This is a genomic window from Brucella tritici (assembly GCF_008932285.1).
GTDB lineage: Bacteria > Pseudomonadota > Alphaproteobacteria > Rhizobiales > Rhizobiaceae > Brucella > Brucella tritici.
On record NZ_WBVY01000003.1, the window covers coordinates 702505 to 726979 of the forward strand.

A 24475-nucleotide genomic window follows, 5' to 3' on the forward strand; every position below is an offset into this window, starting at 1 on the left:
TGGGCGGAGGAGAGCGATCTAAGTGACAACTGGAATCGAACGGGATCAGGACAGGAAGCTTCAGGCGGCAACGGATGCTCCGCAGCGCAGGCTATCGGTCGGCATTGTTGCATTGCCGGGTTTTACGCTGAGTGCACTTAGCCTTTTCCTCGACCCTTTTCGCCTTGCTGCAGATGATCGCGACAAGAGCCGCCAGATACGCTGCGCATGGAAAATCTGTACTCTGTCAGGAGACCCCGTAACCTCCAGTTCTGGCATGGTGATCGAGCCGACGGCGCCCATGGGAGAGCTCGATGATTGTGATTATGTTGCCGTTGTCGGCGGGCTGCTTGCGCAGTATCGGCCAAGGCAGCAGGCACTGATCGATCTCATCAAACGTGCGGACCGGCGCGGCAAGACCGTGGTAGGCCTTTGTACAGCCGCCTTTCTGCTGGCGGAGGCCGATCTGCTGCCGGATCGCAATTGCTGCGTCAGCTGGTTCCATCGGGACGATTTTCTGGAGCTTTTCGACGGTTATTCCGCCGATACGACCAGCCTGTTTCATCGTAGCGGAAGACATTTCACCTGTGCTGGTGGGCTTGGTACGGCGTCGCTGGCACTTTCAATCATACAGAACGAAATTTCCGAGGAACTGGCGCGCAAGAGCGCATCTATCCTCATGATCCCTTATGAGCTTGTTCGTTCAGAGCAGCCCGCTCTGAGCTTTAACGGCGTGCGCTCGCCAATGATCCGCAAGGCGATCCGTATTTTTGAGGAAACGCTGGAAGATCCGGTGCCGATGATTGACGTCGCGCGGCGACTGGGGATTTCCGTCCGCCAGATGGAACGTGGTTTCAAACTCGCCCTAGAGCGAACGGCATTCGAGGTTCGCGAAGAGCTTCGGGTGAAAAAGGCCAAGGAACTTTTGTCCGAAACGGGTCTGTCACTGCTGGAAGTGGCTGTTGCAAGCGGCTTCACGGATACGCGCAGCATGAACCGCTCATTTTCACGGCAAAAGCAGAAAGCGCCGCGCGATTACCGCAAACAGCGATAAACGCGTGTGGAACTTGCGAAGGTTGCACGGACGGCCTATTTCTTGCGCGATGAATCTGTCGCTTTGACCAAAACCACTCAGGAGATTTGCATGTCGGATGGTGTGAACCGTTTTCTTGGCGATACGCCCGCCCGTATCCTGATCAAGCTGGTGCTGATCTCGCTGGTCGTCGGCGTGGTCATGAGTGCGTTTCACTGGACGCCGTATGATATTTTCTATGGCATTCGTGATTTCTTCCTGCGCCTTTGGAACATGGGCTTTTCAGCGATTGCAGGCTTTGTCGATTATTTCGTTCTTGGCGCGGCAGTCGTTATTCCTGCCTTTATTTTGCTCCGTATCCTCAGCTACCGGAAATGAACTCAATTCGGTAATTGGATAGCTCAGACAGGCAATGCAGCAAAAACAAGGATTTACACTCAACCGACGTGGTTTTTTGGTCCTGGCCGGTGGGGCGCTAGCGGTATCGGCAGTGCCATTGAACATGGCGCTGGCTGCCGGAGACAATGATCCCACCCCGATTTTCAACGCTATTCGCAAGGCGAACGGTCTGCCTTTGATGGCGACGGATTCCAAGCTTGAGCAGGCCGCGCTGTATCAGGCCAGACGTATGGCGAGTTATGGCAAGATCGGCCACAGTGTTGGTTGGGGGAACGGTTTCGTTGCGCGATTGCGTCAGGCGGGTATTCGCGGACCGGCAGCCGAAAACGTGGCATCGGGACAGCGGGATACACAAGCTGTCTTCGATGCATGGATGAAATCTCCCGGCCATCGCAAGAACATGCTTGATCCGACTTTTGAGCATTATGGCCTTGCCTGGGCTACGCCCGAAGACAAACCCACTTATATCTATTGGGCCATGATGCTCGGACTGTAATGATCTTATATCTCCTGACAGTTCGCTGTCAGGAGCTGCGACAATGCGGTGGCCGAATTATCTGTAGTTCCGATTGATTCCAGAGTAGATGATCCCGATCAGAGGGAATGCATTCGGGACAAACACAATGGATCAGTCGCTGCAACGTGTTGGTGGCGTAACAAGGCCGTTCGACGTAACGCACCGAATGGTGATGCTGATCGCCATTCCCATGACGCTTGCCGCGATCACGACCCCGCTTCTGGGACTCGTGGACATGGGTGTTGTCGGCCAAATGGGTCAAGCCGAGCTGATCGGCGGTCTGGCGATTGGCGCGCTCGTATTTGACTTCCTGCTGTCGCTGTTCAATTTCCTCCGCTCCGGCACAACCGGACTTGTTGCGCAGGCCATAGGTGCGGAAGATGCCGTGGAAGAACAGGCAATCTTCTGGCGCGCGATCATTATCGCGGTGGTGGCTGGCAGCTTGATGATCCTGTGCTTGCCGATCATCATAGCCGTCTCGTCCACCTTCATGCATCCGACGTCCGCCACGCAGGAAGCCATGGCAACCTATGTCTCGATCCGCATGTTGTCGGCACCGGTTGCTCTCATCAACTACTCGATCCTCGGACTCGTCCTTGGTCGCGGACAGGGCCTTGTCGGCCTCGGGCTTCAAGTGCTGCTCAACGGCATCAATATCGTGCTCTGCATCATCCTTGGGCTGGAATTGGGCTGGGGCGTTACCGGTGTTGCCTGGGCCACTGTGACCGGTGAAACCGTTGCAGCACTTGTCGGCATGTTCATTGTGCTGCGGCATTTCCGCAAGGATGCATCGCTACATCCCAATCGGGCACGAATCTTTCAGAAAGAGGGTATTTTGCGCATGTTCGCGGTCAATCGCGACATCATGATCCGTTCATTTCTGCTTCTCACAGCCTTTGCCTTCTTTACCCGGGCGGGGTCCGACCTTGGCCCGATTACGCTTGCGGCCAATGCTGTCCTGTTGAACTTCTTTCTCGTTGCCGGCTTCTTTTTGGACGGCATGGCGGCGGCTGCCGAACAGATTGTTGGTCGGTCGATCGGGGCGCGTTACAGCCCGGCCTTTGTACGCGGTGCGAAGCTCACATTTGTTTGGGGGCTGGTCATGGCGAGCATCATCGCCTTCTTCTTGCTGGTGTTTGGCGATGCGATCATCGGGCTTCTATCCAAGGCGGAAGACGTTCACGCCGAGGCCCTGAAATATTTGCCATGGGCAGCGCTGACAGGCATTACGGGCTTGTTGGCCTTCCATATGGACGGGGTTTATATCGGTGCCACGTGGTCGCGCGACATGCGCAACATGATGTTCCTGTCGCTCGCATTCTTTCTGGTGGTTCTTTATGCAGCAAAGCCCGTGATGGGCAATCACGGGCTTTGGCTGGCTCTCAATCTGTTTCTGTCTATTCGTGGCGTCACGCTTCTGGCGATCCTGCCACGACGCTATCGTGCAGAATTCATCGTGTGATCAAAGCATGTCTCCCAAAGGTGGAACCGGTTTGGGATAAAGACATGCATGACGCCTTATGCCGTCAGTTCGCGCCGGGCCCAGTCTTTGGTGTCCCGGTCGCGCAGTGCGGCGATGTTCGCGACACCTTCGCGTTTTACAGCGGCTGACAGGCCACGAACGATTTCAGCAGGCAAGTTCGGGCCACGATAGATCAGTCCCGTATAAAGCTGGACGAGATCAGCGCCTGCCTTGATCTTGGTCAGAGCCGTCTCGGCGCTATCCACGCCGCCGACACCAATCAGCGGCATATCAGGGCCGACGCGCTCGCGCATGCGGGCGAGAACGATGGTGGAGCGGTCGAAAAGCGGTGCGCCGGAAAGCCCACCTGTTTCATCGCGGTTGACGGCGCTTTTCAATCCGGCACGTGAAAGCGTCGTATTGGATACGATGATGCCGTCCAGCTTCTGTTCGGTTGCCTCAGCCGCGATATCGTCCAGTTCTTCGTCTGCAAGATCGGGCGCGATCTTGAGGAAAACAGGACGCTTCAGCGTGCACATCTTGCCTTCTTCGTTTCGGGCTTCCAGTACACGGCTCAACAATTCGCGCAAGCTGTCGCGAGCCTGAAGATTGCGCAGACCCGGCGTGTTGGGCGAAGAGATGTTGACCGTGAAATAACGCGCCAGTTGATAGAAGCGGCGGATACCGGCGACATAATCGGCAATGCGGTCTTCGGCATCCTTGTTGGCGCCGATATTGACACCGACGATCCCGCTCTTGCCTGCACGTTGCGACAGGCGTTTAAACGCCGCGTCATGGCCTTCATTGTTGAAGCCAAGACGATTGATAACCGCTCTATCTTCAACCAGGCGGAAAATACGCGGGCGTGGATTGCCGCTTTGAGGGCGCGGTGTGATGGTGCCGATTTCGGTGAAGCCGAAGCCCAGTTTTAGCAGTGCATCCGGGACTTCGGCGTTCTTGTCATAACCCGCCGCCATGCCGAGCGGATTTGGAAACTGCAGTCCCGCAACCTTGACGGAAAGAGCCGGATCGCTTGGCGCACCGCAGGTAACGAGGCCCGTCTTCAGGCCTGCGATGGAAAGGCCATGCGCCTGTTCCGCATCGAAGGCAAAAAGGGCGCGTCGCCCGAGAGTTTCAAAAAGCCCGCTCATTAATCTTCCAGCTCCGGAAAAATGTGAAGACCATCATCGCCCAGTGGCAAGGGTTCAGCCTTTAAAACCGCTGCAAGCGGCAGCTCGCCATAAAGATGAGGAAACAGGGCCCCGCCGCGTGAAACTTCAAACTTCAATGCTGCGCCAAGCGCGGAAGCATTCACACTGATCAGAAGCAAATCCGGCTGGTTCGCAAAATGCCTGGCTGCCGTTTCCCGCACCTGTGTTGCAGTAGAGAAATGGATATAGCCATCGGCAATATCAACCGGAGCCCCGATAAAGCTACCAGCCTGTTCTGCTTGTGCCCAAAGGTCGCGTGGAGCGATCTTATAGATGATCTTATTGGTCATGGCTGCTCTCTAGACCGAAATTCTTCGGAAATCAAAGTCCCGCATGTTCGATTTTCGTCGTAAACGTCCCATATGATGGGGACATCTCAAAGAGAAGCTGAAGGGAATTGCATAATGTTGAACAGAAAGACACTGATGGTTCGTAATCTGGCTGCTGTTGCTCTTTTCGGTTCAGCGCTTGCCCCGGCTAATGCGCTTGCGCAGGAAAACGGGCGCTATCGGCTGGAAGGCACCGAAACAGGCTACGTCCGTCTGGACACACGAACCGGAGCACTCTCGACCTGCACGGAACAGCAGGGACAGCTCATCTGCAAGATGGCGACCGAAGATCGCGAAGCTTATGAGAACGACATTGCCGATTTGCAGGATCGCGTGAAGAAGCTTGAAGACAAGGTTTCTACGCTTGAAGGGAAGGGTGGAAGTGCCGCTTCGGGCCTCCCGACCGAACAGGAATTCGAGCAGTCCATGAGCTATATGGAACGCTTCATGCGCCGTTTCATGGATATTGCGAAAAGTTTCGACAGCGAGCCGGAAAGCCCTGGTGGTGGAGCGACACCTGGTGGTCGGACCTGACGATAAAGAAAAAAGGCGCCACGCGGCGCCTTTTCATTAGAGCATTTCCAGCAAAAGTATGAAGCGATTTTGCGTAGGATAATGCGTAGAAACAAACAGATAGAGCGGAAGCGAATTGTGAGTGCTTTCGGCTCTATTGTGCGAAACGCTTTGTTGCCTCGATCAATTCATGGGTGATGCCGGGCTCTGTGACGGCATGTCCTGCATCCTCGACGGTTCTGAGATCTGCTTCAGGCCACATCTTCTTCAGCTGCCATGCGTTGATAAACGGCGTGCAGATATCATAGCGGCCGTGGATAATCACGCCGGGAATATGCCGGATGCGATCCACATTGCGCAGAAGCTGGTCATCGGAATCGAGGAAACCTCGGTTCTGGAAATAGTGGCATTCGATACGCGCAAAGGCGATGGCATACTGGTCTTCACCGAAGGCATCGACGCGGGCCGGGTCGGGCAGAAGTGAAATGACCGAGCCTTCCCAACGCGCCCAGCGCCGCGCTGCTTCAAGCTGCACCTGCGGGTCACGATCAGTCAGGCGCTTGTAATAGGCAGCGATCATGTCGCCGCGCTCGGCTTCGGGTATATGCTCCTGATAAGCCTCGAAATGGTCCGGAAAGAGAATGCTTGCGCCGTTGGAATACATCCAGTCGACTTCGAAACGACGGATCATGAAGATGCCACGCAGAATAAGCTCAGCCACGCGATCCGGATGGGATTGCGCATAGGCAAGACCGAGGGTTGATCCCCAGGAGCCACCGAAGACCTGCCACTTCTCGATGCCGAGATGCGCGCGGATATGCTCCATATCCGCCACAAGGTCCCATGTCGTGTTTTCACGCAGTTCTGCATGTGGGGTCGAACGGCCGCATCCGCGCTGGTCGAATAGGATGATGCGATAGCGCTCTGGATCATGCAGCCGGCGCATGGTTGGCGTGATGCCGCCGCCGGGGCCGCCATGGATCATGATGACCGGCTTGCCGTCCGGATTGCCGCATTGCTCGACATGGATTCGATGCAGCGGAGAAACCTGAAGCATCTCTTCCTTGAACGGTTGGATTTCTGGATAAAGCGTATTGCGCGTCATGAAATGCCTTTTTGGTTCCCTTCCATTTGGCTGGTCGGGCCGCTCTTATGTTATTTTCGACACCCAGCCTAACATACAATGCGGCCAGATGGCGGCGATGCGTATTGTGAAAAGGGGTTAGCAACGTGAATTTTGGTTGCCCGAGCCAAAAAACGGCATAAAACGGAGTGATTGGCTGATTGGCCTGCACCGCGAGGGGAGGAGACCTGAAACAATGGCGCGCGAGGCACATGCATTTCATCATCGCTGACGATCACCCGCTTTTCCGGGGAGCACTGAGGCAGGTCCTTTCAGGACAGTCGAAGAGTGTCGAAATCATCGAAGTCGGCGATTTTGACGCCGTCAAGAAACTGGTCGGCGAACGAGAAGATATCGATCTTCTGTTGTTGGATTTGACGATGCCGGGCGGAACCGGGCTTTCCGGTCTGGTGACGTTGAAGGCCCTGCAACCGGCGCTTCCGGTCATCATCGTCTCGGCGACGGATGATGCCGCCACGATCCGTCATGCTGTGGAGCTCGGCGCTTCCGGCTTCATCTCGAAATCAGCCAGCATGGAAACCATTGGCGAGGCTGTACATGCCGTTCTCGCTGGCGATATCTGGACACCTGCCGACATTGAGCTGGATCATCCGCACGACCCTGAAATTGAGGCTCTCATTGCGCGACTGCGTACATTGACGCCACAGCAGACGCGTGTGTTGACCATGCTTGCCGAGGGGCTGCTCAACAAGCAGATAGCCTATGAGCTTGGTGTGTCGGAAGCAACCGTCAAGGCACATGTTTCGGCAGTGCTGCAGAAACTTGGAGTCGACAGCCGCACGCAGGCGGTCATTCTTTTGTCGCGCATCGGCAATGATGCGCTGAGCACGGATTAGATATTGCCCTGTTACTGAGCGGCATTCTGCGCCGATGCATTGTCCCGTCGCGCATGATGAAAATGCGACAACAGTGAACGCAATGCAGCGGGCCGCAGCGGCTTGTGCAGAACCGTGACATTTTCATCCTCAGCGCGCTGGCGGACTTCCTTGGAGCGATCGGCTGTCAGCAGAATGGCCGGTATCTCCACCTGAAACGTCTCGCGCGCAAAGCCGATCATATCGAGACCGTTTTCGTTCAGCAGATGGTAATCCGCGACGATCACATCGGGCGGCGTGGAGTGATCAGCGCAATAGTTCTTCAACGCTGTTCCACTGCGCAGCGTCGTTACATGGCATCCCCATCCGCCAAGCAGCGTTTCCATTCCGGACAGGATGCTGGCATCATTGTCGATGCAAAGAACATCAAGGCCTGTCAGTTCGAGTGTGCGCTGCAGGCCACGGCGGCCCTTCACTTCATTGGCGGGCACTTTCTCCTGCGAAACAGGAATGCGCAGGGTGAACATGGTTCCCTTGTCGGGCGTCGAAGACAGGGATAGCGGCAGCGACAACAGCCTTGCAATCCGGTCGACAATGGAAAGGCCAAGGCCAAGCCCTTCCGCTTCCCGCATCCCCTCATCCAGTCGTGTGAACTCCCGGAAGACAAGTTTCAGTTTTTGCGGAGGAATACCGATACCGGTATCGAGCACCTGCAACTCCACAAAGGAACCGCGACGCCGGACGCCCAGCAAAATGCCACCCTTGCGGCTATATTTGATCGAATTGGAAACGAGGTTCTGGATCAGGCGCCGCAGCATGTTGCGGTCCGTTTTGACAACGATGCTTGACGGCACAACGCGCAACCTCAGCCCTTTGGCAGATGCAAGAGGCGTAAAGTCGGTGGCAATCTGGCTCATTAGCTTGTCGAGGCGAAAAACCGAGACGTCGGGCTTGAGCGATCCCGTATCCAGTCGGGAAATATCCAGCACCATACCCAGAATGGCTTCCACGGCCTCCAGCGAGGAATCGATATTGCGCGCGAATTCGCTGGTTTCGGAGCGTCCGAGTTTTTCGGCAAGTGCGGTACTGTACAACCGTGCTGCGTTAAGCGGTTGCAGAATGTCGTGACCGGCCGCCGCCAGAAAACGCGTCTTCCCCTGATTGGCTTCTTCCGCAGCGGCTTGCGCCTTGGCGAGCTGTTGATTGACGCGGGTCAGTTCTGCCGTGCGATCCGCCACGCGCTGCTCCAGCATTTCTGCTGCTTTCTGGCGCGTGACATCGGCTTCGACTGCCGCCGTAATATCGGTATATGTCGCGACAATTCCACCGTCCGGCATCGGATTGGATTGAATTTCCAGTACCTTGCCAGTCGATTTCATATTGATGCGCCATGGCTGGCGCACGGTCGCTAGCGAGCGGATGACACCATTCTGGGCGCTGAAGGATATATCGCCGCGACGGTGCAACTGTTCCACGATTTCCGAAACCGGTATTCCGACCTGCATGACTTCATCTGGAAGATCAAAAAGCTTGCGGAATTGCCGGTTCCAGAAAGTCAGCCTCAGATCCTTGTCGAAAACGGTAATACCTTGTTCCATCTGATCAAGGGCCGTTTGCAGCAGGTTGCGATTTTGCTGCAAGGCGGTCGAAGCGTCATCGAGCAACTGCCGCGCGTCGCGCCCGGAAGCATCATTCTTCTGCAGCAGCAGCGATAGAACCAGCCGTGCAGATGCGGAGCCGACCGCAGTGCCGAGGAGCTGCTCTGCATGGCGGATCAGCGGTGTATCAACAGTCATGCCGGGATCGAGACGCCGTTGTTCCCTTCCTTCAAAACGAAGAAAGGCGCGCTCGACGCGTTCAGCGCCGAGATAGCGCGCCATGGTGGCCTTCAGTTCGGCAACAGTGACGGTAGTCCGGAAGCGCTTGAGTGTCGGTGTGCCGATGAAATAACGCGGCAGGAAGATACTGGCCTGAATGCGTTCGAGCGGTGTCGAGGCGCGTGAAAGGGAACCGAGGATGTAGAAGAGCGTGTTGGCCGCAAGGCTCCACAACACGCCATTGGTCAACGGGAGCGCATTGGTTCCGAAAAGCGCTTCTGGTCGCAGCGCCGTAAAGCCAAGAAAGCCGTCGCGGAGAATGGCGGCATTTTCTGGCGCCATCGTTGGCAGCAATAGTGTGTAAGCCCAAACAAGGAATCCGGCTGATAGTCCCAGCATGGCACCGCGTCCATTCGCATTGCGCCAGAATAGTCCGCCGATGAAGGCGGGCACGAATTGCGCAATTGCGGCAAAGGACACGAAGCCGATCGAAGCCAGATGGATATTGTTGGAGGTAAAGCGATAATAGGCGAATGCTAATGCAAGAATACCGATAATGGTGAGACGGCGCGTGTTCAAAATGACCTTGGTGAGGTCGCGCTGTTCTGCTGCGTGTTGTTTTGCGAGACGCCGGATGAAGAGCGGCAACACCAGATGGTTGGAGATCATGATCGAAAGCGCAACACAGGCGACAATGACCATCGCGGTTGCTGCCGACAATCCACCGAGAAACGCCACCAGTGCGAGCCAATGGGCACCTGCTGCCAGCGGCAGTGCCAGAACGTACAAATCTCCGCTGACATTGCCTCCGAGCGTCATCACACCGATCAGGGCAATGGGAAATACGAAGATATTGATGAGGACCAGATAAAGCGGGAAGAGCCAGGAGGCTGTTCGCAGTTCTTTTTCACTCCGGCTTTCCACGACCGTCACATGGAACTGTCGCGGCAGCATGATGATGGCGGCGGCACTCAATGCGCTTTGCACGATCCATGTGCCGATGGATGTCTGGTAATGAAATGCCTCCAGCGCCTCCGGCGATTGGGATATCTGATTGATGAGCTGCGACGGGGTGCCGAACAGGAAGAAGGTGCAGGCAAAGCCAACGGTCAGGAAGGCACAAAGCTTGATGACGGATTCCAGAGCCACAGCCAGAATAAGGCCATTCTGGTGTTCTGTGGCGTCGGTGTGGCGCGTACCGAACAGGATCGCAAAAACAGCCAGCACAGCCGCGACGGGGAGGGAGATGTCGCCGAATATGAATACTGACGGGTCGACGGCTGATCCGTAATGCTCCATGACAAGCCCGACGCTGCCGGAAACGGCTTTGAGCTGTAGCGCGATATAGGGGATCGAACCGACGGCTGCGATGCAGGTCGCAAGAGAGGCGACACCGAAGCTTTTGCCGTAGCGGGCAGCAAGAAAATCGGCGATTGAGGTGATATGTTCGGATTTTGCCAGTCGCACGATATGCCGTAGCAACCGGTTGCCGAGCGTAAAGACCAGAATGGGGCCGATATAGATTCCAAGGAATTCAAGGCCACGCTGAGCCGATAGGCCGACCGAGCCGAAGAACGTCCATGACGTACAGTAAACAGCCAGACTGAGCGCATAGATGTAAGGGCGCGGGGCACTGTTCCAACGCGAGGTGCGCCGGTCGCCGATGCTGGCTACCGCAAAGAGCAGCAGCAGATATAAAAAGGCGGCGCCAATAATACCCCAGCCCTGCATAACCGGCTTATTCCTCACTCCTTGACTATGATTTGACGCAAGCACTTTCGGTGTGTTCGCGCAAGATTATTGATGAAAAACAGTGCATTTTAGCGACTTCATCTTTTCTTTGGTAATTTTCGCCTACACACTAGAAGTGTGATCCTGAAAAAGTGCACGTCATTTTGCAGGACACATTTAAACGGCAAAACGCTTTTCAGTTTCGTTTTCGGAAAGTCGGTTTGCCATCCACTGCCAGTTTATCTGGTGCCCAGGTTGATTTGGCGAACGCCACCGTAGCAGGACGGCCCCAATGGTCCGCGTTCGTGAGGGAGACAGGCTTATGCTAAAAGAATTCAAGGAATTCGCCCTGAAGGGCAATATGGTCGATCTGGCCATCGGTGTCATCATCGGCGGGGCATTCGGCGGCCTCGTCAATTCCATCGTCAACGATATCATCATGCCGATCATCGGTCTGATCACTGGCGGTATCGACTTTTCGAACATGTTCATTCAGCTGGCAGGTGAACCCCGGGCCACGCTGGCAGCCGCCCGTGATGCCGGTGCGACCATTGCTTACGGTAACTTCATCACGCTCCTCATCAACTTCCTGATCATTGCTTGGGTATTGTTCCTCGTGGTGAAAGCGATGAACCGCATGAAGAAGAAGGAAGAAGCGAAGCCTGAACCAGAAGCACCGCGCGAAGAGGTCCTGTTGACCGAAATCCGCGATCTTCTGGCAAAGCAGAAAGCCTGATCGGTTCAGAATGGGTCAGTGAAAACGGGGCTTTACGGCCCCGTTTTCTTTTGATCCATAAATACGCTTGATCAGACCATCACAAAAAGCCGCGTGATTTCGCTTACGGGCCTTGATAAGCACGAAATCAAAATTGAAATTCAATGCGGGGAAATCATGACGCTCATAGCCAATCTTCGTCGGGAAGCAGCTCAATCACCGGAAAGCGGGATTGTGGCGGTCGCCAATCACGGGCGCGGGCGCGAAGGGCTTATTCCGCTTTGGGTCGGCGAGGGCGATCTTTCGACGCCCGATTTCATCCGCGCTGCGGCTCAAAAAGGTATTTCTGACGGCGAGACCTTCTATACCTGGCAGGCTGGCATCCCGGAGCTGCGGGAGGCGCTGGCTCGCTATCACGCGCGTCATTTCCCGTTGTCCCTGAAGCCAGAGAACTTCTATGTCACCGGTTCCGGTATGCACGCCATCGAAATGGCGCTGACCGCAACCGTTGGATCGGGTGAAGAAGCGATTTATCTTTCCCCGGCCTGGCCCAATTTTGTTGGTGCAGCGGGACTGGCAGGCGCTGTTCCGGTTCCGGTCGAGCTGGAATTCGGTGCCAATGGCTGGATGCTTGATCCCGAGAAGATCGCAGCCGCCATCACGCCGCGCACGAAAGCACTTTTTATCAATACGCCATCCAATCCAACCGGTTGGACGGCGGACCGCGAGACATTGCAATTCATCCTTGATCTTGCGCGCAAGCATGGTCTCTGGATCATCGCCGACGAGATTTATACCCATTTCTATTACGGTGGCGGTCGCGCTCCGTCCTTCATGGATATTATGGAGCCGGATGATCACATCATCTTCGTCAACTCGTTTTCCAAGAACTGGGCGATGACAGGCTGGCGCGTCGGCTGGATGACAGTGCACCCGTCGCTTGGGTCGGTCATCGAGAATCTGATTCAATATTCGAATTCCGGCGTCGCACAGTTCATGCAGCGTGGTGCCGTTACGGCTCTCGATGAAGGCGATAACTTTATTTCGATGCAGGTTGAACGGACGCGTTCCACGCGCGACAACCTGTGCGCGGCGCTGTTATCGACCGGTAAAGTTCGCCTGACGCCGCCACAAGGAGCGTTTTATCTCTTCTTCGGTGTTGATGGTGTCCGGGATTCTGTCAAGGCAGCAATCGATATGGTGGACAATGCGAATGTCGGCCTGGCGCCTGGCAGTGCTTTTGGCCTCGGGGGCGAAGGCTTCTTCCGCCTTTGTTTCTGCCGTGATCCGGAACAGGTGGACGAAGCCGCAAGACGGCTTGTGCGCTGGATCGAAAAGCTCTGAAAAAAAAGGCCGCTTGAAGCGGCCTTCTTATTTGAAAATTCTAGAAATTGTCAGCCGCCAGCCTTGGAGACCATTAGCGGAATGATCCGCTCGGAGCTGGCTGGCTGCGAAACCGTCGGTTCGGCGTAAGGAATGCCGAGCGTATTCCAGACTTCCAGCAAGGCGTCTCTGAGGCCATCGATCAGGGCGTCGTCATGCAAAGGCGACGGCGTGATGCGCAGTCTTTCGGTTCCACGCGGCACGGTCGGATAATTGATGGGCTGGATATAGATGCCGTGCACTTCCAGCAGGCGGTCGCTGGCTTTCTTGCACAGTTCAGGATCGCCAACCAAAATCGGCACGATATGGGTTTCCGACGGCATGACCGGGAAGCCAGCCGCAGAAAGCACATCCTTGGCGCGCTGGGCCTGACGCTGCTGGCCGTCGCGTTCCACCTGCGAGGTCTTGAGGTGCCGGATGGCTGCCGTTGCGGATGCTGCCACTGCCGGTGGCAGGGAGGTCGTAAAGATGAAGCCCGGTGCATAGGACCGTACCGCATCCACAATCGCGCGCGAACCGGTGATGTAGCCGCCGAGAGCACCAAAAGCCTTGGCCAGCGTGCCTTCGATGATATCGATACGATGCGCCAAGCCATCGCGTTCGGTAATGCCGCCGCCACGCGCGCCGTACATGCCAACAGCATGAACTTCGTCGATATAAGTCATGGCATTATACTTGTCGGCCAGATCAGCAATCTTCTCGATCGGCGCAATATCGCCATCCATCGAATAGACGGATTCAAAAACGATCAGCTTTGCGCGCGCCGGATCGGCGGCCTTCAAAAGCTGTTCCAGATGCTCGACGTCATTGTGACGGAAAATCTTCTTTTCCGTACCCGAACGACGCACGCCTTCGATCATCGAAGCATGGTTCAGTTCGTCGGAAAGGATAAGGCAGTTCGGCAACAACCGGGCAATCGTGGAAATCGAAGCTTCGTTGGAAACAAAGCCCGATGTGAAAACGAGACCGGCTTCCTTGCCGTGCAAATCAGCGAGTTCGTTTTCCAGTTCGACCAGCGGATGATTGTTGCCGGAAATATTGCGCGTGCCGCCGGAACCCGAGCCGGCATTGCCAGCCGTGTCGCACATGGCCTTGATGACATCGGCGTGGTGTCCCATGCCGAGATAGTCGTTGGAACACCAGACGGTGATCTCACGGGCAGTGCCATTGTTGCGCCAGATAGCTCGGGGGAAACGTCCGACTATGCGTTCAAGATCTGCAAAAACGCGGTAACGCTTCTCGGCGTGCAACTGGTCGATCGCTTCTTCGAAAAAACGGCGATAGTCCATAATGCGCTCCTTAGTCTGTGCCCTAACTAGCGCTTTTGGCACTTGCCGTCCATGGCGCATTGATGGGCAATTTGCCACGTTTAATTGAAGCAGCATTGATTGAAATCAAGCAAATAGGCTCCACACCCAAAATAGTGACGACCAATTAATCCATCACGAACCGTATCGAAACATCGCGCAGAGTGATCGGCGTTGACACAGAGTGGCTTGAATGAGGAGCAATCAAACATCAGGTAATACTAATATTCACAAAAGCCCGGCCCCCATATGAAGCCAACGCACACGGTGATGAACTATCCAGCCTCGACGACAGGGGATTGGTCAGCCTATTGGCGTGCCTCGCCGATGCGCCATCTGCGGTTGCGATGGCGGCACGTGCAGCTTTCGGTTCCGAACCGGAAACACAAGGCACATCTGATTGCCACCTCCGGCAGCTTCGCGGCTTTGCGTCCTGACGATCTGCCGCTTGTCTGTGTGGTTCGCAATGCTGCGCCTTATATGAGGTCTTTCCTGCGCTATTACCGCAAGATGGGTGTCACACGCTTCATCGTGGTGGATGACCAGTCTGATGATGGCACGACTGAAATCTTGTCCAGTGCGCCGGATGTTGATTTGTTCTCTTCGAATGTACGCTATGCGCAGGCTGATCGCGGACGTGCCTGGCGCGATGCTCTGTTCAATCTCTACGGGCGGGGCCGCTGGTATCTGTCGGTTGATGCGGACGAATTTTTCGTATTTCCGAGAATGGAGCAGCGCGATATCCATTCGTTCATCGAGGAACTCGAGCAAAACGGAATTCGTCGGTGTCTGGCTCCGATGATCGACATGTATCCCGGAGGTTTGCTGCGTGACGGGGTTTTCGTTGACGACGGAACGAAATATCCGTTCGAGGTCTCGTCGCATTTTGACGGCAATGGTTATACAGCGAAACCGGAGAAATTTGGCGTGGCGGTGCGCGGCGGGCCGCGTTTACGCCTGTTCGGACGCAGTATGCGGCTTTCAAAATTCCCGCTGATGTGGGTCGACAAGAAGACGGATTATCGCCGGGGTAGCATTCATGGGCCGGGGCCATGTTTCCGGAATTTCCTTCCGGCAACCGGCGCTCTTCTCCATTATCGTTTTTCGTCACTTTCAGTTGGCGAGTTCAAACGTATTGCATCGGAAAAGAGCCATGCAGGCGGTGCCGAACATTACCGCGCTATCGTTGAAAATGAGCGGTTCTCGGACGATCTGTCACTCGTTTATGAAGGTTCAGTGCATTATACGGGGCCAGCCAGTCTCGTCGAGCGCGGCTTTATGGTTGATCTGCGCGACGTAGTGCGCGGAAGCAGGCCGTCGTGTCGAACTAGCGCGTAAACGTCTTGCGCAAGAACTGCAGCAATATGTCATTGCGCCTGATCGTGAGGCGCGGAATACCAAACGGATCGTCAGTTGATCGTGCGCGGCGCTTTTCCGTCGTCGTCGCGTTTGTATAGCCCGCCGCTTCGACAATTTTGCGTGTTGCCGCATTTTCTCCGCCATAAGGATAGGCGAAAGACGTGACTTCACTGCCGAGCAGGTCTTCGATCTTTATGCGCGATTGCTGTATTTGCGATATGGCTTCCTGCTCGTTTGCTTCCGGCAGGAAGATGTGGTCGAGCGTATGGGAGCCGACCTCGTGACCAAGATCCGCCCATTCGCGCAGTTCGGCAACCCCCATGCAGTCGGCGCGCGCAACCCCGATTTTCTGGTCCCACAGATTGAAGCCGCCGATCTGGTTGGCGACGAAATAGTTCGTGGCGGTGAAACCGAATTCCTGCAGCACCGGCAGGGCGTTGCGGAAGACATTCTCGAAACCGTCGTCAAAGGTGATGACAGCGACTTTGCCCTGCTTCCCGCCGTAAATGTAAGGCATTGCGTCCCGCACCGACAGGCCGCGATAACCCAGCCGCTTCAGCCAGGACATTTGCTGGCGAAAGCGGGTCGGATGCACGATCATGCTGCGATACGGCACGCGGTGCGCCGGAGGCACGTCAATCTGGTGATATAAAAGAATAGGAACAGGCACGGGAAACCTCAGAGAGCTGCGCGCGAGCGCGATTTTATCTTCCAGCGATAAAGCGGGCGCAGAATTTCACGCTTCAGCTTGTCCGGCAGGGAACGCGATTTCTGGATCGTGCTGCCGCCAAGGCGTACTGAGATTTCCTTCACGCCGCCTGGAAGCACAGACAGCGGTTTAAGCCCGGTGACCCAGTTCATCTGTGCGGTGGTATCGACCGGGCGGTCGAAAATTTCTGTCGCCGACAGCAGGCGCTGCGCAGCTCCGCGCCCGATAAGTTGCGCCACCATGCCAAGGCCAACCGGTACCGGCTCAATGATCCGCGAAGTTCCGGTGTTCAGCACGACGCGCCCGCTTTCCCGCTCGCGGAACGGAAAACGGATGAAGCTATCAACGTTGAGAACCTGACATGCAGCGGAATAGGCTGCTGCGAATTCCGGCGTCAGCTCCACGTCGTCTTCCAAGACGAGACCAGCATCGATCTCCTGATCGACAATCGCTTGCCAGACCTTTCGATGTGACAGAAAACATGCGATTTCGTTCGTGCTGAGCTGGAATGGATAGCGCGGCTTGTGTGCCGATCGCCGATAGACACTGCTGATCGTTTGCGCATCGAGCGTGAGCCCGTCGACAGCGTTCACCACGTCCGTCTCTACCGGCAGCTTTCGAATAAGTTCTTCGACTTGCGGCTGCCGGTCGGTGGCGCGCTCCAGATGGATGATGAAAGCCTTGACGGCCCTCTGTGGGCCGTCATTCGGAGTGATGTCGGGGCGCTTTTCGTTCATGGTCTCTATCTACCTTGCAGCGCGCCAAAAGCTCAAGGTATTTTGCAAATCAGACCGGCTTCCAGCCCGGCTCGACACTATCGGCTTCTGCCCGCCACAAATCGGCATAGTCGACGTTCTGCCAATCCTTGAACCAAGGGCCGCCGCGCGTGTAATGTACGACTTTTGGCAGTCCGGTTTCCGGCTTCTCGTTCCAGCCTTCCAGCCAGTTGTAATCCGTCGGCAACGCACCGATTTCATCATCGGCGGCCCATTGCATGCGGTGCAGATAAGCGCCGGTTTCGCTGTTGACCAGTTCCGGCGTCAACTGGCGTGTCGAGGGATGTTCGCAGTTGAACAACATGCAGGACGACCAGTTCTTGCGCGGATAGCTGGTCTGCACCTTGCCGTCCATCTTCACACTGTCTTTGGGTTGGTAATCGTGCTGAACGCAATAAACGGCCTTCGACGGATCATTATAGGATTGAAGGCCAGCAATATCGCCAAGGAAAAGGAAGTCGCAATCGCAGAAAAGCGCCCATCCCTTATAGCCCGCAAGCCATGGCGTGAAAAAACGCGAATAGGTAAACTCTGTCGATGCCAGTGGATCGACGTCCCGTGTGTAGACCCCTTCATCGACAAGGTCCTGCAACTTGATCGGTACGATCTCCAGCGGGATAGAGGAATGTTTCAGTGCTGATGCCTTGGCGACTTCATATGCGATGGGTTCGCGAGAATCCCATCCGATGAAAATGCGTAACGGTTCACTCATTCATATGCTCCTCTAAAGCGATTGTGTCGTGATCGTTCCCCACGTTTTCCGCTGGAAATTATAATGAGAGCGCAGGGTCACTGGATGAGGCTGATGCGTCCGGATTTGACCTTCTGCTCAACCCAACTGCGCTCATCTCCCCAGGTGTGGCGTTTCCAGCCCTCCCAGGTGAAGCCGCAGATTTTCACGTCCCAGCTTTCCTCCGGACATTTTCCGAGCATGTACCAGATGCCAAAAAAGCCAGTGCTTGGAAAGGCTTTGCTTATATTCTTGTCGGTTACGCCCAGCTCTTTGCACCCGGCCAGATAGAATTGGGGCGGCATGATCCGGATTTCCTTGCCTGCGGAACCAACGACTTCGATGGTTTGCATTGTCCAGTCTCCGCGCCTTCCCTTGAGGCGAGAGAGGAAATTCGGACCGGGGTGATATTTGCGGATGATGCTTGGATGATAAGCAAGCATCACTTCCTTGGCTGCCTTGAAGGTCGGTGTTTGTACGAAGCCCGGATCGCGCAGCCGTCGCTGCATGGGCTTGCTGGACGTCGCCAGCATCAGGAGGTCCGTCCGGGTGCCGCTCATGCCGATGGATTGCTTGGGCTCATTGAAACGGACGACAAAATCCGCTGCATCCACTTCGGCAGAAAGATCGCGCGGCAAAGGTGCATTGCCGACGATAATCAATGTCTTTTTCATGCACTTCAACTCTGACTAGAATGAATCGGTGCCAGCTTCGACATAGAAGATATAGCTAAATTAGAATTACATAATGATTACAATATTGGGAGACTATTTTCTCAGCAGCATCGGAAATCCGGGTAAAGCGCTAGGATTTCGCTGCAATCACGGCAGCCATGCAGGATATGCACTTCTCAAAAGGCAGAGAAAGACGGAAGCTCATTGTTGGGAGGAAGATAAAAAAGGGGATACCACCATGAATCTTCGCACCCATTTCCATCGCTGGATGCAATATCGCGAAAATATTCGCGAGCTTAGTGGCTGCACTGACCGTGAGCTTTCCGATCTCGGCCTTTCACGCACCGATATTCATCGCGTCGCACGCGAAGCCGCTTTTGCCTGAGGCAACAAATCAGGGCCGACTTCCGGTTTCGGCAAGCGGCCCTGCTTCGATCCGCAAGTTTTTCTAAACCCTACACGTCACCTGGCTTCTTGAAGCGGATGTGGATGTTGTCGCCTGCGAGATCGAAGCCTGCATAGTTGCGTTGAAAGGCAATGAGCGCGTCGTTGACGCCCTTTGAAAAATCGTCTTCCTGCACGTCGATATGGTGCCGGTAGAGGATTCTGTCGTCCTTATAGAATATAACCTGACCTTCCATCATAGCCTCCTTCTGATGACGCGCAGAGCAGAAATCCGTCGGCGGTTTCAGGCGTCGCGCGCTTTGAAACGGGTGTGTAGAACAATGTTCTACACACGGGCCTATGGCTGAAGAGGTGCCAAGGGCACTTATCCAGTCGGTATATCTATTTGAGATAGGCGATATGGCGGACGTTTCAAGATGATGCAGTGCCGGTCCCGGCTTTGCTCAACTCGAGCCAGGCACGAGCGGCGTGAGACAGGAATGCGCCTTTTCGCCAGATCAGCGCCAGATGCCAGTTCACATCGGCACCTTTGATCCCGTGGATGCGCACGCCGGGGTGATGCCGCTGTTCCGCGATCATTTTCGGTAAAAAGCCGATGCCCATGCCTGCCGCTACAAGCTCGACGATGAAGTCAATCTGACTGGAGCGGACTGCAACATTTGGAGAAAATCCATGCGAACGGCATGCGTCGAGGATGATGTGGTTGAGGGCAAAGCCGCTCTCGAAAAGAATGAACGGCAGGCTGGCAATATCCTGCAGCGAAACGCCGTTCCCATGGGCAAGCACATGATCGGTTGGGAGAAGCGCCACAACCGGTTCGCATCGCACATCCTGCCATTCGAAACTGTCCTCGACCGGCAGAAGCGAAGCCGCAAGTTCCACATCACCGGCCAGCAGCAATTCTTCCAGCCTTCTGCTGCCATGCTCAACCAGTTGAATGTCGATCTCTGGATAGAGCTTCGTATAGGCCGCGAAGACGGGAGCGAAAAGCACGCTCGAACCGATGGGCGGCAGGCCGAGTTTCAGGAGGCCACGCTTGAGGCCGCGCAGCTCGCCCAGCTCAGCCAGCATGTCGTCCTTTTCCGCCAGCATGGTGATCGCGCGACGAAAGACAATCTCACCTGCTGTCGTGAGGCGGGAGGGCGATATTTCGCGATCCAGCAGAACCAGCCCCAATTCGTCTTCAAGCTGTCTGACCGCCTTGCTGACGGTCGACTGGGTCGCGTTGATGGTTTTTGCGGCGGCGGAAAAACCGCCTTGCCGCACCACTTCGATAAAAGCCTGGAAGCTGCGCAAGTTCATGAGCCATTCTATTACGGAATAGCTGCAATGAAATCAATTCATTTCTAGAATAGCGCCTGAAGGCCTATATTCGTCGATGAAAATGCATCAGTCTCCATTGGAAAAGCACATGAACGCCCACAGCCTTTTGATCCGGTTTCGTTACGCACTGCATCACAGCCGTTTGATGCAGATTGCGACGCTGGTCGGCTTCTGGCTGGCGGGTGAGCTTTTCGTCCGTCTCGTCGGTCTGCCTCTTCCAGGCGGCATTGTCGGTATGGCGCTGGTGCTGGCCCTGCTTCTGAGCGGTCGTGTCAGCCTGTTCAGCATGAAACGCGGTGCCGAATGGTTTCTGGCTGAAATGCTGCTCTTCTTCGTTCCCGCAGTGCTTGCCGTTCTTGAGCATCAGGAACTGATCGGTCTGCTCGGCCTGAAAATCATGGCTGTGATTTTGCTGGGTACGTTGACGGTCATGAGTGTCACCGCATTGACGGTTGATCTCTGCTACCGTTGGAGTTTGCGTTATGTTGCTAAGTAACCCGCTGGTAGCGACACTTTTCTGGTCTGCCGCAACAATCCTGCTTTATCTTGCTGCCAAGCGCGTCTACCGCCGCTTTCCCATGTGGTGGCTGACGCCGCTCGCCGTTACGCCATTGTTGCTGATGGCGCTGGTCATTGGGCTTAATCAGAACTATCGCGGCTATTTCAGTGCCACCCATTGGCTGGTCGCGCTGCTTGGGCCTGCGACAGTGGCTTTTGCGATCCCGATTTACCAGCAGCGCGCAACGATCCGCCGCTATTGGCCGGTGCTTCTGGCAGGTGTCGTCGTCGGAAGTTCATCTGCCATGGCTTCCGCATGGGGGCTGGCGCATCTGCTGGGTCTCAACGAAGCGATCAGCCTCAGCCTGATGCCACGTTCCATGAGCACACCGTTTGCGATGACTGTCTCGGGCGACATTGGTGGTACGCCGGACCTGACAGCAATCTTCGTGGTGCTAACCGGTGTGTTCGGCGCAGCTCTCGGCGAGGTCATGCTCAACTGGCTGCCGATCCGCTCCGCACTGGCACGCGGGGCCCTTTTCGGCATGGGCGCACACGGCGCTGGCGTGGCCAAGGCTCACCAGATCGGCAGTGAGGAAGGTTCGATTGCCGGGCTGGTCATGGTGCTTGTCGGTCTGGTAAATGTGCTTGCCGCACCTCTGATTGCCCACTTTTTGTAAGCGCCTAATTCTACAGGCTATTCTTTAAAAACGCCCGGTTTCCGGGCGTTTTCTGCATGAGCGGATCTGCCTTTTTCTTGAGCGTCAACGTCTTTGCATAACTGATATGCATTAATGGCCGTTGCTGCAGAGAAGGGGGGCGGGTAAATATCTCTTCATCGAGTTCACTCCTCCTCCCAGAACTCGATAAGGAATACGGCACTCCTCCTCCCAAGCCGTATTCAAGATCAGGCCGCGCATCCTCCTCCCGCGCGGCCTTTTTCTTTTTCTGCTCCTCTGCATCCTGCTTCGCTTTCAACTCCGTGCGTTGACAATGCGTAACTGCATAGCCCCATAGGCAAGCTGCAGCATCTGCTCTATCTCTGATTCAAGTTTTGAATCGGGGAGACAGTGTCCATGACAAGCGGCATCCACCACATCACCCTCATCACCCGAAAAGTGCAGGCGAATGTCGATTTCTATGCCGGCTTTCTGGGGCTGCGTATCGTCAAGCAAACGGGCGGGTTCGAGGATGCCGAGCAGCTGCATCTGTTCTATGGCGACCGCTCGGGCACGCCCGGATCGTTGATTACGTTTCTGGTCTGGGAAGATGGTGCCAGAGGGCGTGTCGGTCATGGTCAGGTTAGTGAAATCGCACTTGCCATTGATCGCACTGCCATCGGATTCTGGCTCGAGCGCGCCTTGCGCCATCACGTGCCATCCGAAGGGCCCGTGCAGGAGTTTGGCGAACCTGTTCTGCGCCTGCGCGACCCCGATGGTGTGATCGTCAAGCTTGTCGGCTGCGATCTTGCTGCCAATGATGCGTGGGAAAGCGAGGGCATTCCGGCGGCTTTCGCCGTCAGGCGTTTGCGTGCCGCGACCATTCTGTCCGAGGCACCGGAACAGACTGCAGGTTTCATCGAACGCTATTTCGGTTTCAGGCCTTCTGCGAAAGAGGGCACGATAGATCGTCTTCTGTCAGATTCCGGCGATGCCATCGATGTGCGTGATGCGGGCGGCTTCTGGCCGGGTATTCCCGGCACGGGCATTGCCGATCATGTCGCTTTTCGTGCCGCCGATACCGGTGAAGTGGAAAGGGCGGAGAAGGAACTCTCAAAGCTCAACTCGAGTGCCGTCAATGTGCATGACCGCAAATATTTCACGTCGCTCTATGTTCGCGAGCCGAGCGGAACGCTGTTCGAATTTGCAACTGATGCACCGGGCTTCGCAATAGATGAGCCGGTCGAGAGACTGGGCCAGTTCCTGTTCGTGCCGCCGGGCAATGAGGAAAAGGCCGATGCCATCCGGGCACGGATGCCGCAATTCGCTCTGCCGGGCGAGGAGCGTGTCATCTATCGTGATCTGCCTTTCGTTCATCGGATACACCAACCGGAAGAGCCGGATGGCAGTACACTGGTGCTTTTGCATGGTACCGGCGGGAACGAAAACGACCTGATGCCTTTCGCCCGCAAGGCTGCGCCACGCGCAACCCTTCTGGGGATACGCGGACGCAGTACGGAAGAGGGTATCCAGCGCTGGTTCCGCCGCTTCGACCTGAAAAAGTTCGATCAGGCCGATATTCGGTTTGAAGCAGAGGCATTCGAGGCTTTCGTTGAGGGTTCCGCCGCCGCTTATGGTATCGATCTGAATCGGACTGCCTTTATTGGGAACTCCAACGGCGCAAATCTACTGGCGGCTTTCATGCGTTTGCATCCGCATGTGGTTCGCACGGCGGTTCTTCTGCGCGGTCAGGAGGTTTTGGAGACGCAGCCCGATGGCGCGGATTTGTCGGATGCTGCAGTGCTTTTGATGAACGGTGCTTCCGATCCGTTTGGCGATGGGAACGGAACACTGGAAAAAGTCCTGAGAGAAGACGGGGCCGCTCTCACGATCAGCACGGTCGAGGCCGGGCATGCGCTCATAGATGAAGATATCCGCATCGCAAGCGACTGGCTTCGCGACAAGATATAAGTAAAAGGGCTGCGGAGAGTTCCGCAGCCCTTTTTATATCAATCAAGCGGTTTCAGGTTTCGCTCGATCGCTTCGCGCTTTCCTTCGAGGAAAGGCGGAAGCGACAGGCTTTCACCAAGGCTTTCAAGTGGCTCGTCGACTGCAAAGCCGGGACCATCGGTCGCGATCTCGAACAGGATGCCGTTCGGCTCACGGAAGTAGAGCGAGCGGAAATAGTAGCGTTCGACTTCGCCGCTTGACGGCATGCGCACAGACCGCAGGCGATCGACCCATTCCTGCATGCTTTCCTGATCCGGCGTACGGAATGCCACGTGGTGCACAGCGCCCGCACCCTGCCATGCAGTGGGCAGGTTCGGCTGTACCGCAACATGCAGTTCGGCTGCAGCACCGCCCGGACCCATGGAGAAGACATGGACATGACCTTCACCGTCAGGCGAAACGTAATCGCCGGTCTGGCGCATGTTCATGACCTTTTCCAGAATGATCTGGGTGGGCGCCAGTTCAGGAACACTGAGCGTAATCGGCCCGAGGCCCCTGATCTGCTTTTCTACAGGCACAGGACTCCGGTCCCAGCTATGGGCTTTCCCCGCGCCACGGTCATCGGTCAGGCGCAGACGCTGCCCCTCCGGGTCCTCGAAATCGAGAACGGCACGCCCAGCAACCTCGAAAATATCGCCTGTCTGGACACCTTTATCGTTCAGGTGGTTTCGCCACCATTCCAGGCTTTCGACACCGTTCACACGCAAGCCGGTGCGGGCGACGCTGTTGGTGCCGCGCTGTTCGCGCTGTACCGGCCAGTCGAAAAAGGTGATGTCCGTGCCGGGCGAAGCCAGCCCGTCTGCGTAAAACAGATGGTAGGCGCTGGTGTCGTCCTGATTGACGGTTTTCTTGACGAGCCGAAGCCCGAGCGTGTCGGTATAGAAGCGCCGGTTGCCGGGCGCATCGGCGGTGATGGCTGTCAGATGGTGCAGCCCTGTCAGTTCCAATGCCATAATGTGCCTCCTTCAGAAACGGAG

Annotated in this window: 26 protein-coding genes; 13 read left to right on the top strand and 13 right to left on the bottom strand. The window is 55.9% G+C overall.

Annotated features, from left to right (window positions below; translation table 11 throughout):
• The first annotated feature begins 22 nt into the window (after positions 1–22).
• From F9K94_RS13165 to F9K94_RS13180, 4 genes are all read left to right on the top strand, one after another.
• Positions 23–1033, top strand: coding sequence for a GlxA family transcriptional regulator (locus F9K94_RS13165; protein ID WP_151646127.1), 1011 nt, complete (start codon positions 23–25; stop codon positions 1031–1033).
• A 90-nt stretch (positions 1034–1123) separates the two neighbouring features.
• Positions 1124–1390, top strand: a complete 267-nt coding sequence (locus F9K94_RS13170; RefSeq protein ID WP_061345234.1) for a DUF6460 domain-containing protein — start codon at positions 1124–1126, stop codon at positions 1388–1390.
• A 34-nt stretch (positions 1391–1424) separates the two neighbouring features.
• A complete protein-coding gene (locus F9K94_RS13175; RefSeq protein ID WP_151646129.1) occupies positions 1425–1907 on the top strand; it encodes a CAP domain-containing protein in 483 nt (160 codons plus the stop codon).
• A gap of 127 nt (positions 1908–2034) precedes the next feature.
• Positions 2035–3390 carry an MATE family efflux transporter gene (locus tag F9K94_RS13180; protein WP_151646131.1) on the top strand — a complete coding sequence of 452 codons (1356 nt, stop codon included), beginning with the start codon at positions 2035–2037 and terminating at the stop codon, positions 3388–3390.
• A 56-nt stretch (positions 3391–3446) separates the two neighbouring features.
• Here F9K94_RS13180 and F9K94_RS13185 read toward each other — a convergent pair whose 3' ends face one another.
• Together F9K94_RS13185 and F9K94_RS13190 are read right to left on the bottom strand one after the other, a co-directional pair.
• Positions 3447–4541 (bottom strand): quinone-dependent dihydroorotate dehydrogenase, encoded by a 1095-nt coding sequence (locus F9K94_RS13185; protein WP_061344998.1) that lies wholly within the window; start codon positions 4539–4541, stop codon positions 3447–3449.
• Complete coding sequence (locus tag F9K94_RS13190) at positions 4541–4891, bottom strand: DUF952 domain-containing protein (protein ID WP_151646133.1); 351 nt, start codon at positions 4889–4891, stop codon at positions 4541–4543. The genes F9K94_RS13185 and F9K94_RS13190 overlap by 1 nt, the downstream gene beginning before the upstream one ends.
• Before the next feature lie 114 nt (positions 4892–5005).
• On the opposite strand from F9K94_RS13190, the gene F9K94_RS13195 reads away from it, so the two are divergent.
• On the top strand, positions 5006–5464 hold the full coding sequence (locus F9K94_RS13195) for a hypothetical protein (RefSeq protein ID WP_061345000.1): 459 nt from the start codon (positions 5006–5008) through the stop codon (positions 5462–5464).
• A gap of 133 nt (positions 5465–5597) precedes the next feature.
• Here the strand turns inward: F9K94_RS13195 and pip are convergent, their stop codons facing one another.
• The gene (gene pip / locus F9K94_RS13200; protein WP_061345001.1) at positions 5598–6548 is read right to left on the bottom strand and encodes a prolyl aminopeptidase; all 951 of its coding nucleotides are present in this window, start codon (positions 6546–6548) and stop codon (positions 5598–5600) included.
• 230 nt (positions 6549–6778) lie between these two features.
• Here pip and F9K94_RS13205 point away from each other — a divergent pair, with 230 nt between their 5' ends.
• Complete coding sequence (locus F9K94_RS13205; RefSeq protein WP_061345002.1) at positions 6779–7423, top strand: response regulator transcription factor; 645 nt, start codon at positions 6779–6781, stop codon at positions 7421–7423.
• Positions 7424–7434: 11 nt separating this feature from the next.
• On the opposite strand, the gene F9K94_RS13210 is transcribed toward F9K94_RS13205, so the two are convergent.
• Entirely contained in the window at positions 7435–10950 is a 3516-nt protein-coding gene (locus F9K94_RS13210) for a PAS domain-containing hybrid sensor histidine kinase/response regulator (protein WP_151646135.1), read from the bottom strand.
• A 322-nt stretch (positions 10951–11272) separates the two neighbouring features.
• Between F9K94_RS13210 and mscL the strand changes: the two genes are divergently transcribed.
• Both mscL and F9K94_RS13220 read left to right on the top strand, forming a co-directional pair.
• A complete protein-coding gene (gene mscL / locus F9K94_RS13215) occupies positions 11273–11686 on the top strand; it encodes a large conductance mechanosensitive channel protein MscL (protein ID WP_140020161.1) in 414 nt (137 codons plus the stop codon).
• A 156-nt stretch (positions 11687–11842) separates the two neighbouring features.
• Entirely contained in the window at positions 11843–13009 is a 1167-nt protein-coding gene (locus F9K94_RS13220) for a pyridoxal phosphate-dependent aminotransferase (protein WP_151646137.1), read from the top strand.
• Between the two features lie 50 nt (positions 13010–13059).
• Here F9K94_RS13220 and hemA read toward each other — a convergent pair whose 3' ends face one another.
• Positions 13060–14337: a 5-aminolevulinate synthase gene (gene hemA / locus F9K94_RS13225; protein WP_061345005.1), complete on the bottom strand. Its 1278-nt coding sequence runs from the start codon at positions 14335–14337 to the stop codon at positions 13060–13062.
• Positions 14338–14604: 267 nt separating this feature from the next.
• On the opposite strand from hemA, the gene F9K94_RS13230 reads away from it, so the two are divergent.
• A complete protein-coding gene (locus tag F9K94_RS13230; protein ID WP_151646139.1) occupies positions 14605–15693 on the top strand; it encodes a glycosyltransferase family 2 protein in 1089 nt (362 codons plus the stop codon).
• Here F9K94_RS13230 and F9K94_RS13235 read toward each other — a convergent pair.
• From F9K94_RS13235 to F9K94_RS13250, 4 genes are all read right to left on the bottom strand, one after another.
• Positions 15683–16384, bottom strand: coding sequence for a polysaccharide deacetylase family protein (locus F9K94_RS13235; RefSeq protein ID WP_061345007.1), 702 nt, complete (start codon positions 16382–16384; stop codon positions 15683–15685). The genes F9K94_RS13230 and F9K94_RS13235 overlap by 11 nt on opposite strands.
• 8 nt (positions 16385–16392) lie before the next feature.
• Positions 16393–17160: a glycosyltransferase family 25 protein gene (locus F9K94_RS13240; RefSeq protein WP_151646141.1), complete on the bottom strand. Its 768-nt coding sequence runs from the start codon at positions 17158–17160 to the stop codon at positions 16393–16395.
• A 49-nt stretch (positions 17161–17209) separates the two neighbouring features.
• Complete coding sequence (locus tag F9K94_RS13245) at positions 17210–17911, bottom strand: glycosyltransferase (RefSeq protein ID WP_151554342.1); 702 nt, start codon at positions 17909–17911, stop codon at positions 17210–17212.
• A 77-nt stretch (positions 17912–17988) separates the two neighbouring features.
• On the bottom strand, positions 17989–18603 hold the full coding sequence (locus F9K94_RS13250) for a glycosyltransferase family 29 protein (RefSeq protein ID WP_151646143.1): 615 nt from the start codon (positions 18601–18603) through the stop codon (positions 17989–17991).
• A gap of 238 nt (positions 18604–18841) precedes the next feature.
• Between F9K94_RS13250 and F9K94_RS13255 the strand changes: the two genes are divergently transcribed.
• Positions 18842–18988, top strand: coding sequence for a DUF1127 domain-containing protein (locus F9K94_RS13255; RefSeq protein ID WP_010658239.1), 147 nt, complete (start codon positions 18842–18844; stop codon positions 18986–18988).
• Between the two features lie 70 nt (positions 18989–19058).
• On the opposite strand, the gene F9K94_RS13260 is transcribed toward F9K94_RS13255, so the two are convergent.
• Complete coding sequence (locus F9K94_RS13260) at positions 19059–19244, bottom strand: hypothetical protein (protein ID WP_061345011.1); 186 nt, start codon at positions 19242–19244, stop codon at positions 19059–19061.
• A gap of 175 nt (positions 19245–19419) precedes the next feature.
• The gene (locus F9K94_RS13265) at positions 19420–20310 is read right to left on the bottom strand and encodes a LysR family transcriptional regulator (RefSeq protein ID WP_151646145.1); all 891 of its coding nucleotides are present in this window, start codon (positions 20308–20310) and stop codon (positions 19420–19422) included.
• A 109-nt stretch (positions 20311–20419) separates the two neighbouring features.
• Between F9K94_RS13265 and F9K94_RS13270 the strand changes: the two genes are divergently transcribed.
• Both F9K94_RS13270 and F9K94_RS13275 read left to right on the top strand, forming a co-directional pair.
• Entirely contained in the window at positions 20420–20827 is a 408-nt protein-coding gene (locus F9K94_RS13270) for a CidA/LrgA family protein (protein WP_061345013.1), read from the top strand.
• Positions 20814–21509: an LrgB family protein gene (locus tag F9K94_RS13275; RefSeq protein ID WP_061345014.1), complete on the top strand. Its 696-nt coding sequence runs from the start codon at positions 20814–20816 to the stop codon at positions 21507–21509. Before F9K94_RS13270 ends, F9K94_RS13275 begins: the two co-directional genes overlap by 14 nt.
• A 10-nt stretch (positions 21510–21519) precedes the next feature.
• Here F9K94_RS13275 and F9K94_RS24420 read toward each other — a convergent pair whose 3' ends face one another.
• A complete protein-coding gene (locus F9K94_RS24420) occupies positions 21520–21807 on the bottom strand; it encodes a hypothetical protein (RefSeq protein WP_192799501.1) in 288 nt (95 codons plus the stop codon).
• A gap of 98 nt (positions 21808–21905) precedes the next feature.
• On the opposite strand from F9K94_RS24420, the gene F9K94_RS13280 reads away from it, so the two are divergent.
• The gene (locus F9K94_RS13280; protein WP_151646147.1) at positions 21906–23459 is read left to right on the top strand and encodes a VOC family protein; all 1554 of its coding nucleotides are present in this window, start codon (positions 21906–21908) and stop codon (positions 23457–23459) included.
• Between the two features lie 38 nt (positions 23460–23497).
• Here the strand turns inward: F9K94_RS13280 and F9K94_RS13285 are convergent, their stop codons facing one another.
• Positions 23498–24451 (bottom strand): ring-cleaving dioxygenase, encoded by a 954-nt coding sequence (locus F9K94_RS13285; protein ID WP_151646149.1) that lies wholly within the window; start codon positions 24449–24451, stop codon positions 23498–23500.
• Positions 24452–24475 lie beyond the last annotated feature (24 nt).

Bases quoted from the DNA above. Each gene is read 5' to 3' on its own strand.
- mscL (WP_140020161.1), top strand. From the start codon at position 11,273: ATGCTAAAAGAATTCAAGGAATTCGCCCTGAAGGGCAATATGGTCGAT.
- F9K94_RS13240 (WP_151646141.1), bottom strand. From the start codon at position 17,160: ATGAACGAAAAGCGCCCCGACATCACTCCGAATGACGGCCCACAGAGG.
- F9K94_RS13255 (WP_010658239.1), top strand. From the start codon at position 18,842: ATGAATCTTCGCACCCATTTCCATCGCTGGATGCAATATCGCGAAAAT.
- pip (WP_061345001.1), bottom strand. From the start codon at position 6,548: ATGACGCGCAATACGCTTTATCCAGAAATCCAACCGTTCAAGGAAGAG.
- F9K94_RS13170 (WP_061345234.1), top strand. From the start codon at position 1,124: ATGTCGGATGGTGTGAACCGTTTTCTTGGCGATACGCCCGCCCGTATC.
- F9K94_RS13205 (WP_061345002.1), top strand. From the start codon at position 6,779: ATGCATTTCATCATCGCTGACGATCACCCGCTTTTCCGGGGAGCACTG.
- F9K94_RS13260 (WP_061345011.1), bottom strand. From the start codon at position 19,244: ATGGAAGGTCAGGTTATATTCTATAAGGACGACAGAATCCTCTACCGG.
- F9K94_RS13180 (WP_151646131.1), top strand. From the start codon at position 2,035: ATGGATCAGTCGCTGCAACGTGTTGGTGGCGTAACAAGGCCGTTCGAC.
- F9K94_RS13190 (WP_151646133.1), bottom strand. From the start codon at position 4,891: ATGACCAATAAGATCATCTATAAGATCGCTCCACGCGACCTTTGGGCA.
- F9K94_RS13220 (WP_151646137.1), top strand. From the start codon at position 11,843: ATGACGCTCATAGCCAATCTTCGTCGGGAAGCAGCTCAATCACCGGAA.
- F9K94_RS13280 (WP_151646147.1), top strand. From the start codon at position 21,906: ATGACAAGCGGCATCCACCACATCACCCTCATCACCCGAAAAGTGCAG.
- F9K94_RS13275 (WP_061345014.1), top strand. From the start codon at position 20,814: ATGTTGCTAAGTAACCCGCTGGTAGCGACACTTTTCTGGTCTGCCGCA.
- F9K94_RS13285 (WP_151646149.1), bottom strand. From the start codon at position 24,451: ATGGCATTGGAACTGACAGGGCTGCACCATCTGACAGCCATCACCGCC.
- F9K94_RS13270 (WP_061345013.1), top strand. From the start codon at position 20,420: ATGAACGCCCACAGCCTTTTGATCCGGTTTCGTTACGCACTGCATCAC.
- F9K94_RS13175 (WP_151646129.1), top strand. From the start codon at position 1,425: ATGCAGCAAAAACAAGGATTTACACTCAACCGACGTGGTTTTTTGGTC.
- F9K94_RS13245 (WP_151554342.1), bottom strand. From the start codon at position 17,911: ATGAGTGAACCGTTACGCATTTTCATCGGATGGGATTCTCGCGAACCC.
- F9K94_RS13195 (WP_061345000.1), top strand. From the start codon at position 5,006: ATGTTGAACAGAAAGACACTGATGGTTCGTAATCTGGCTGCTGTTGCT.
- F9K94_RS13250 (WP_151646143.1), bottom strand. From the start codon at position 18,603: ATGAAAAAGACATTGATTATCGTCGGCAATGCACCTTTGCCGCGCGAT.
- F9K94_RS13230 (WP_151646139.1), top strand. From the start codon at position 14,605: ATGAAGCCAACGCACACGGTGATGAACTATCCAGCCTCGACGACAGGG.
- F9K94_RS13185 (WP_061344998.1), bottom strand. From the start codon at position 4,541: ATGAGCGGGCTTTTTGAAACTCTCGGGCGACGCGCCCTTTTTGCCTTC.
- F9K94_RS13210 (WP_151646135.1), bottom strand. From the start codon at position 10,950: ATGCAGGGCTGGGGTATTATTGGCGCCGCCTTTTTATATCTGCTGCTG.
- F9K94_RS13265 (WP_151646145.1), bottom strand. From the start codon at position 20,310: ATGAACTTGCGCAGCTTCCAGGCTTTTATCGAAGTGGTGCGGCAAGGC.
- hemA (WP_061345005.1), bottom strand. From the start codon at position 14,337: ATGGACTATCGCCGTTTTTTCGAAGAAGCGATCGACCAGTTGCACGCC.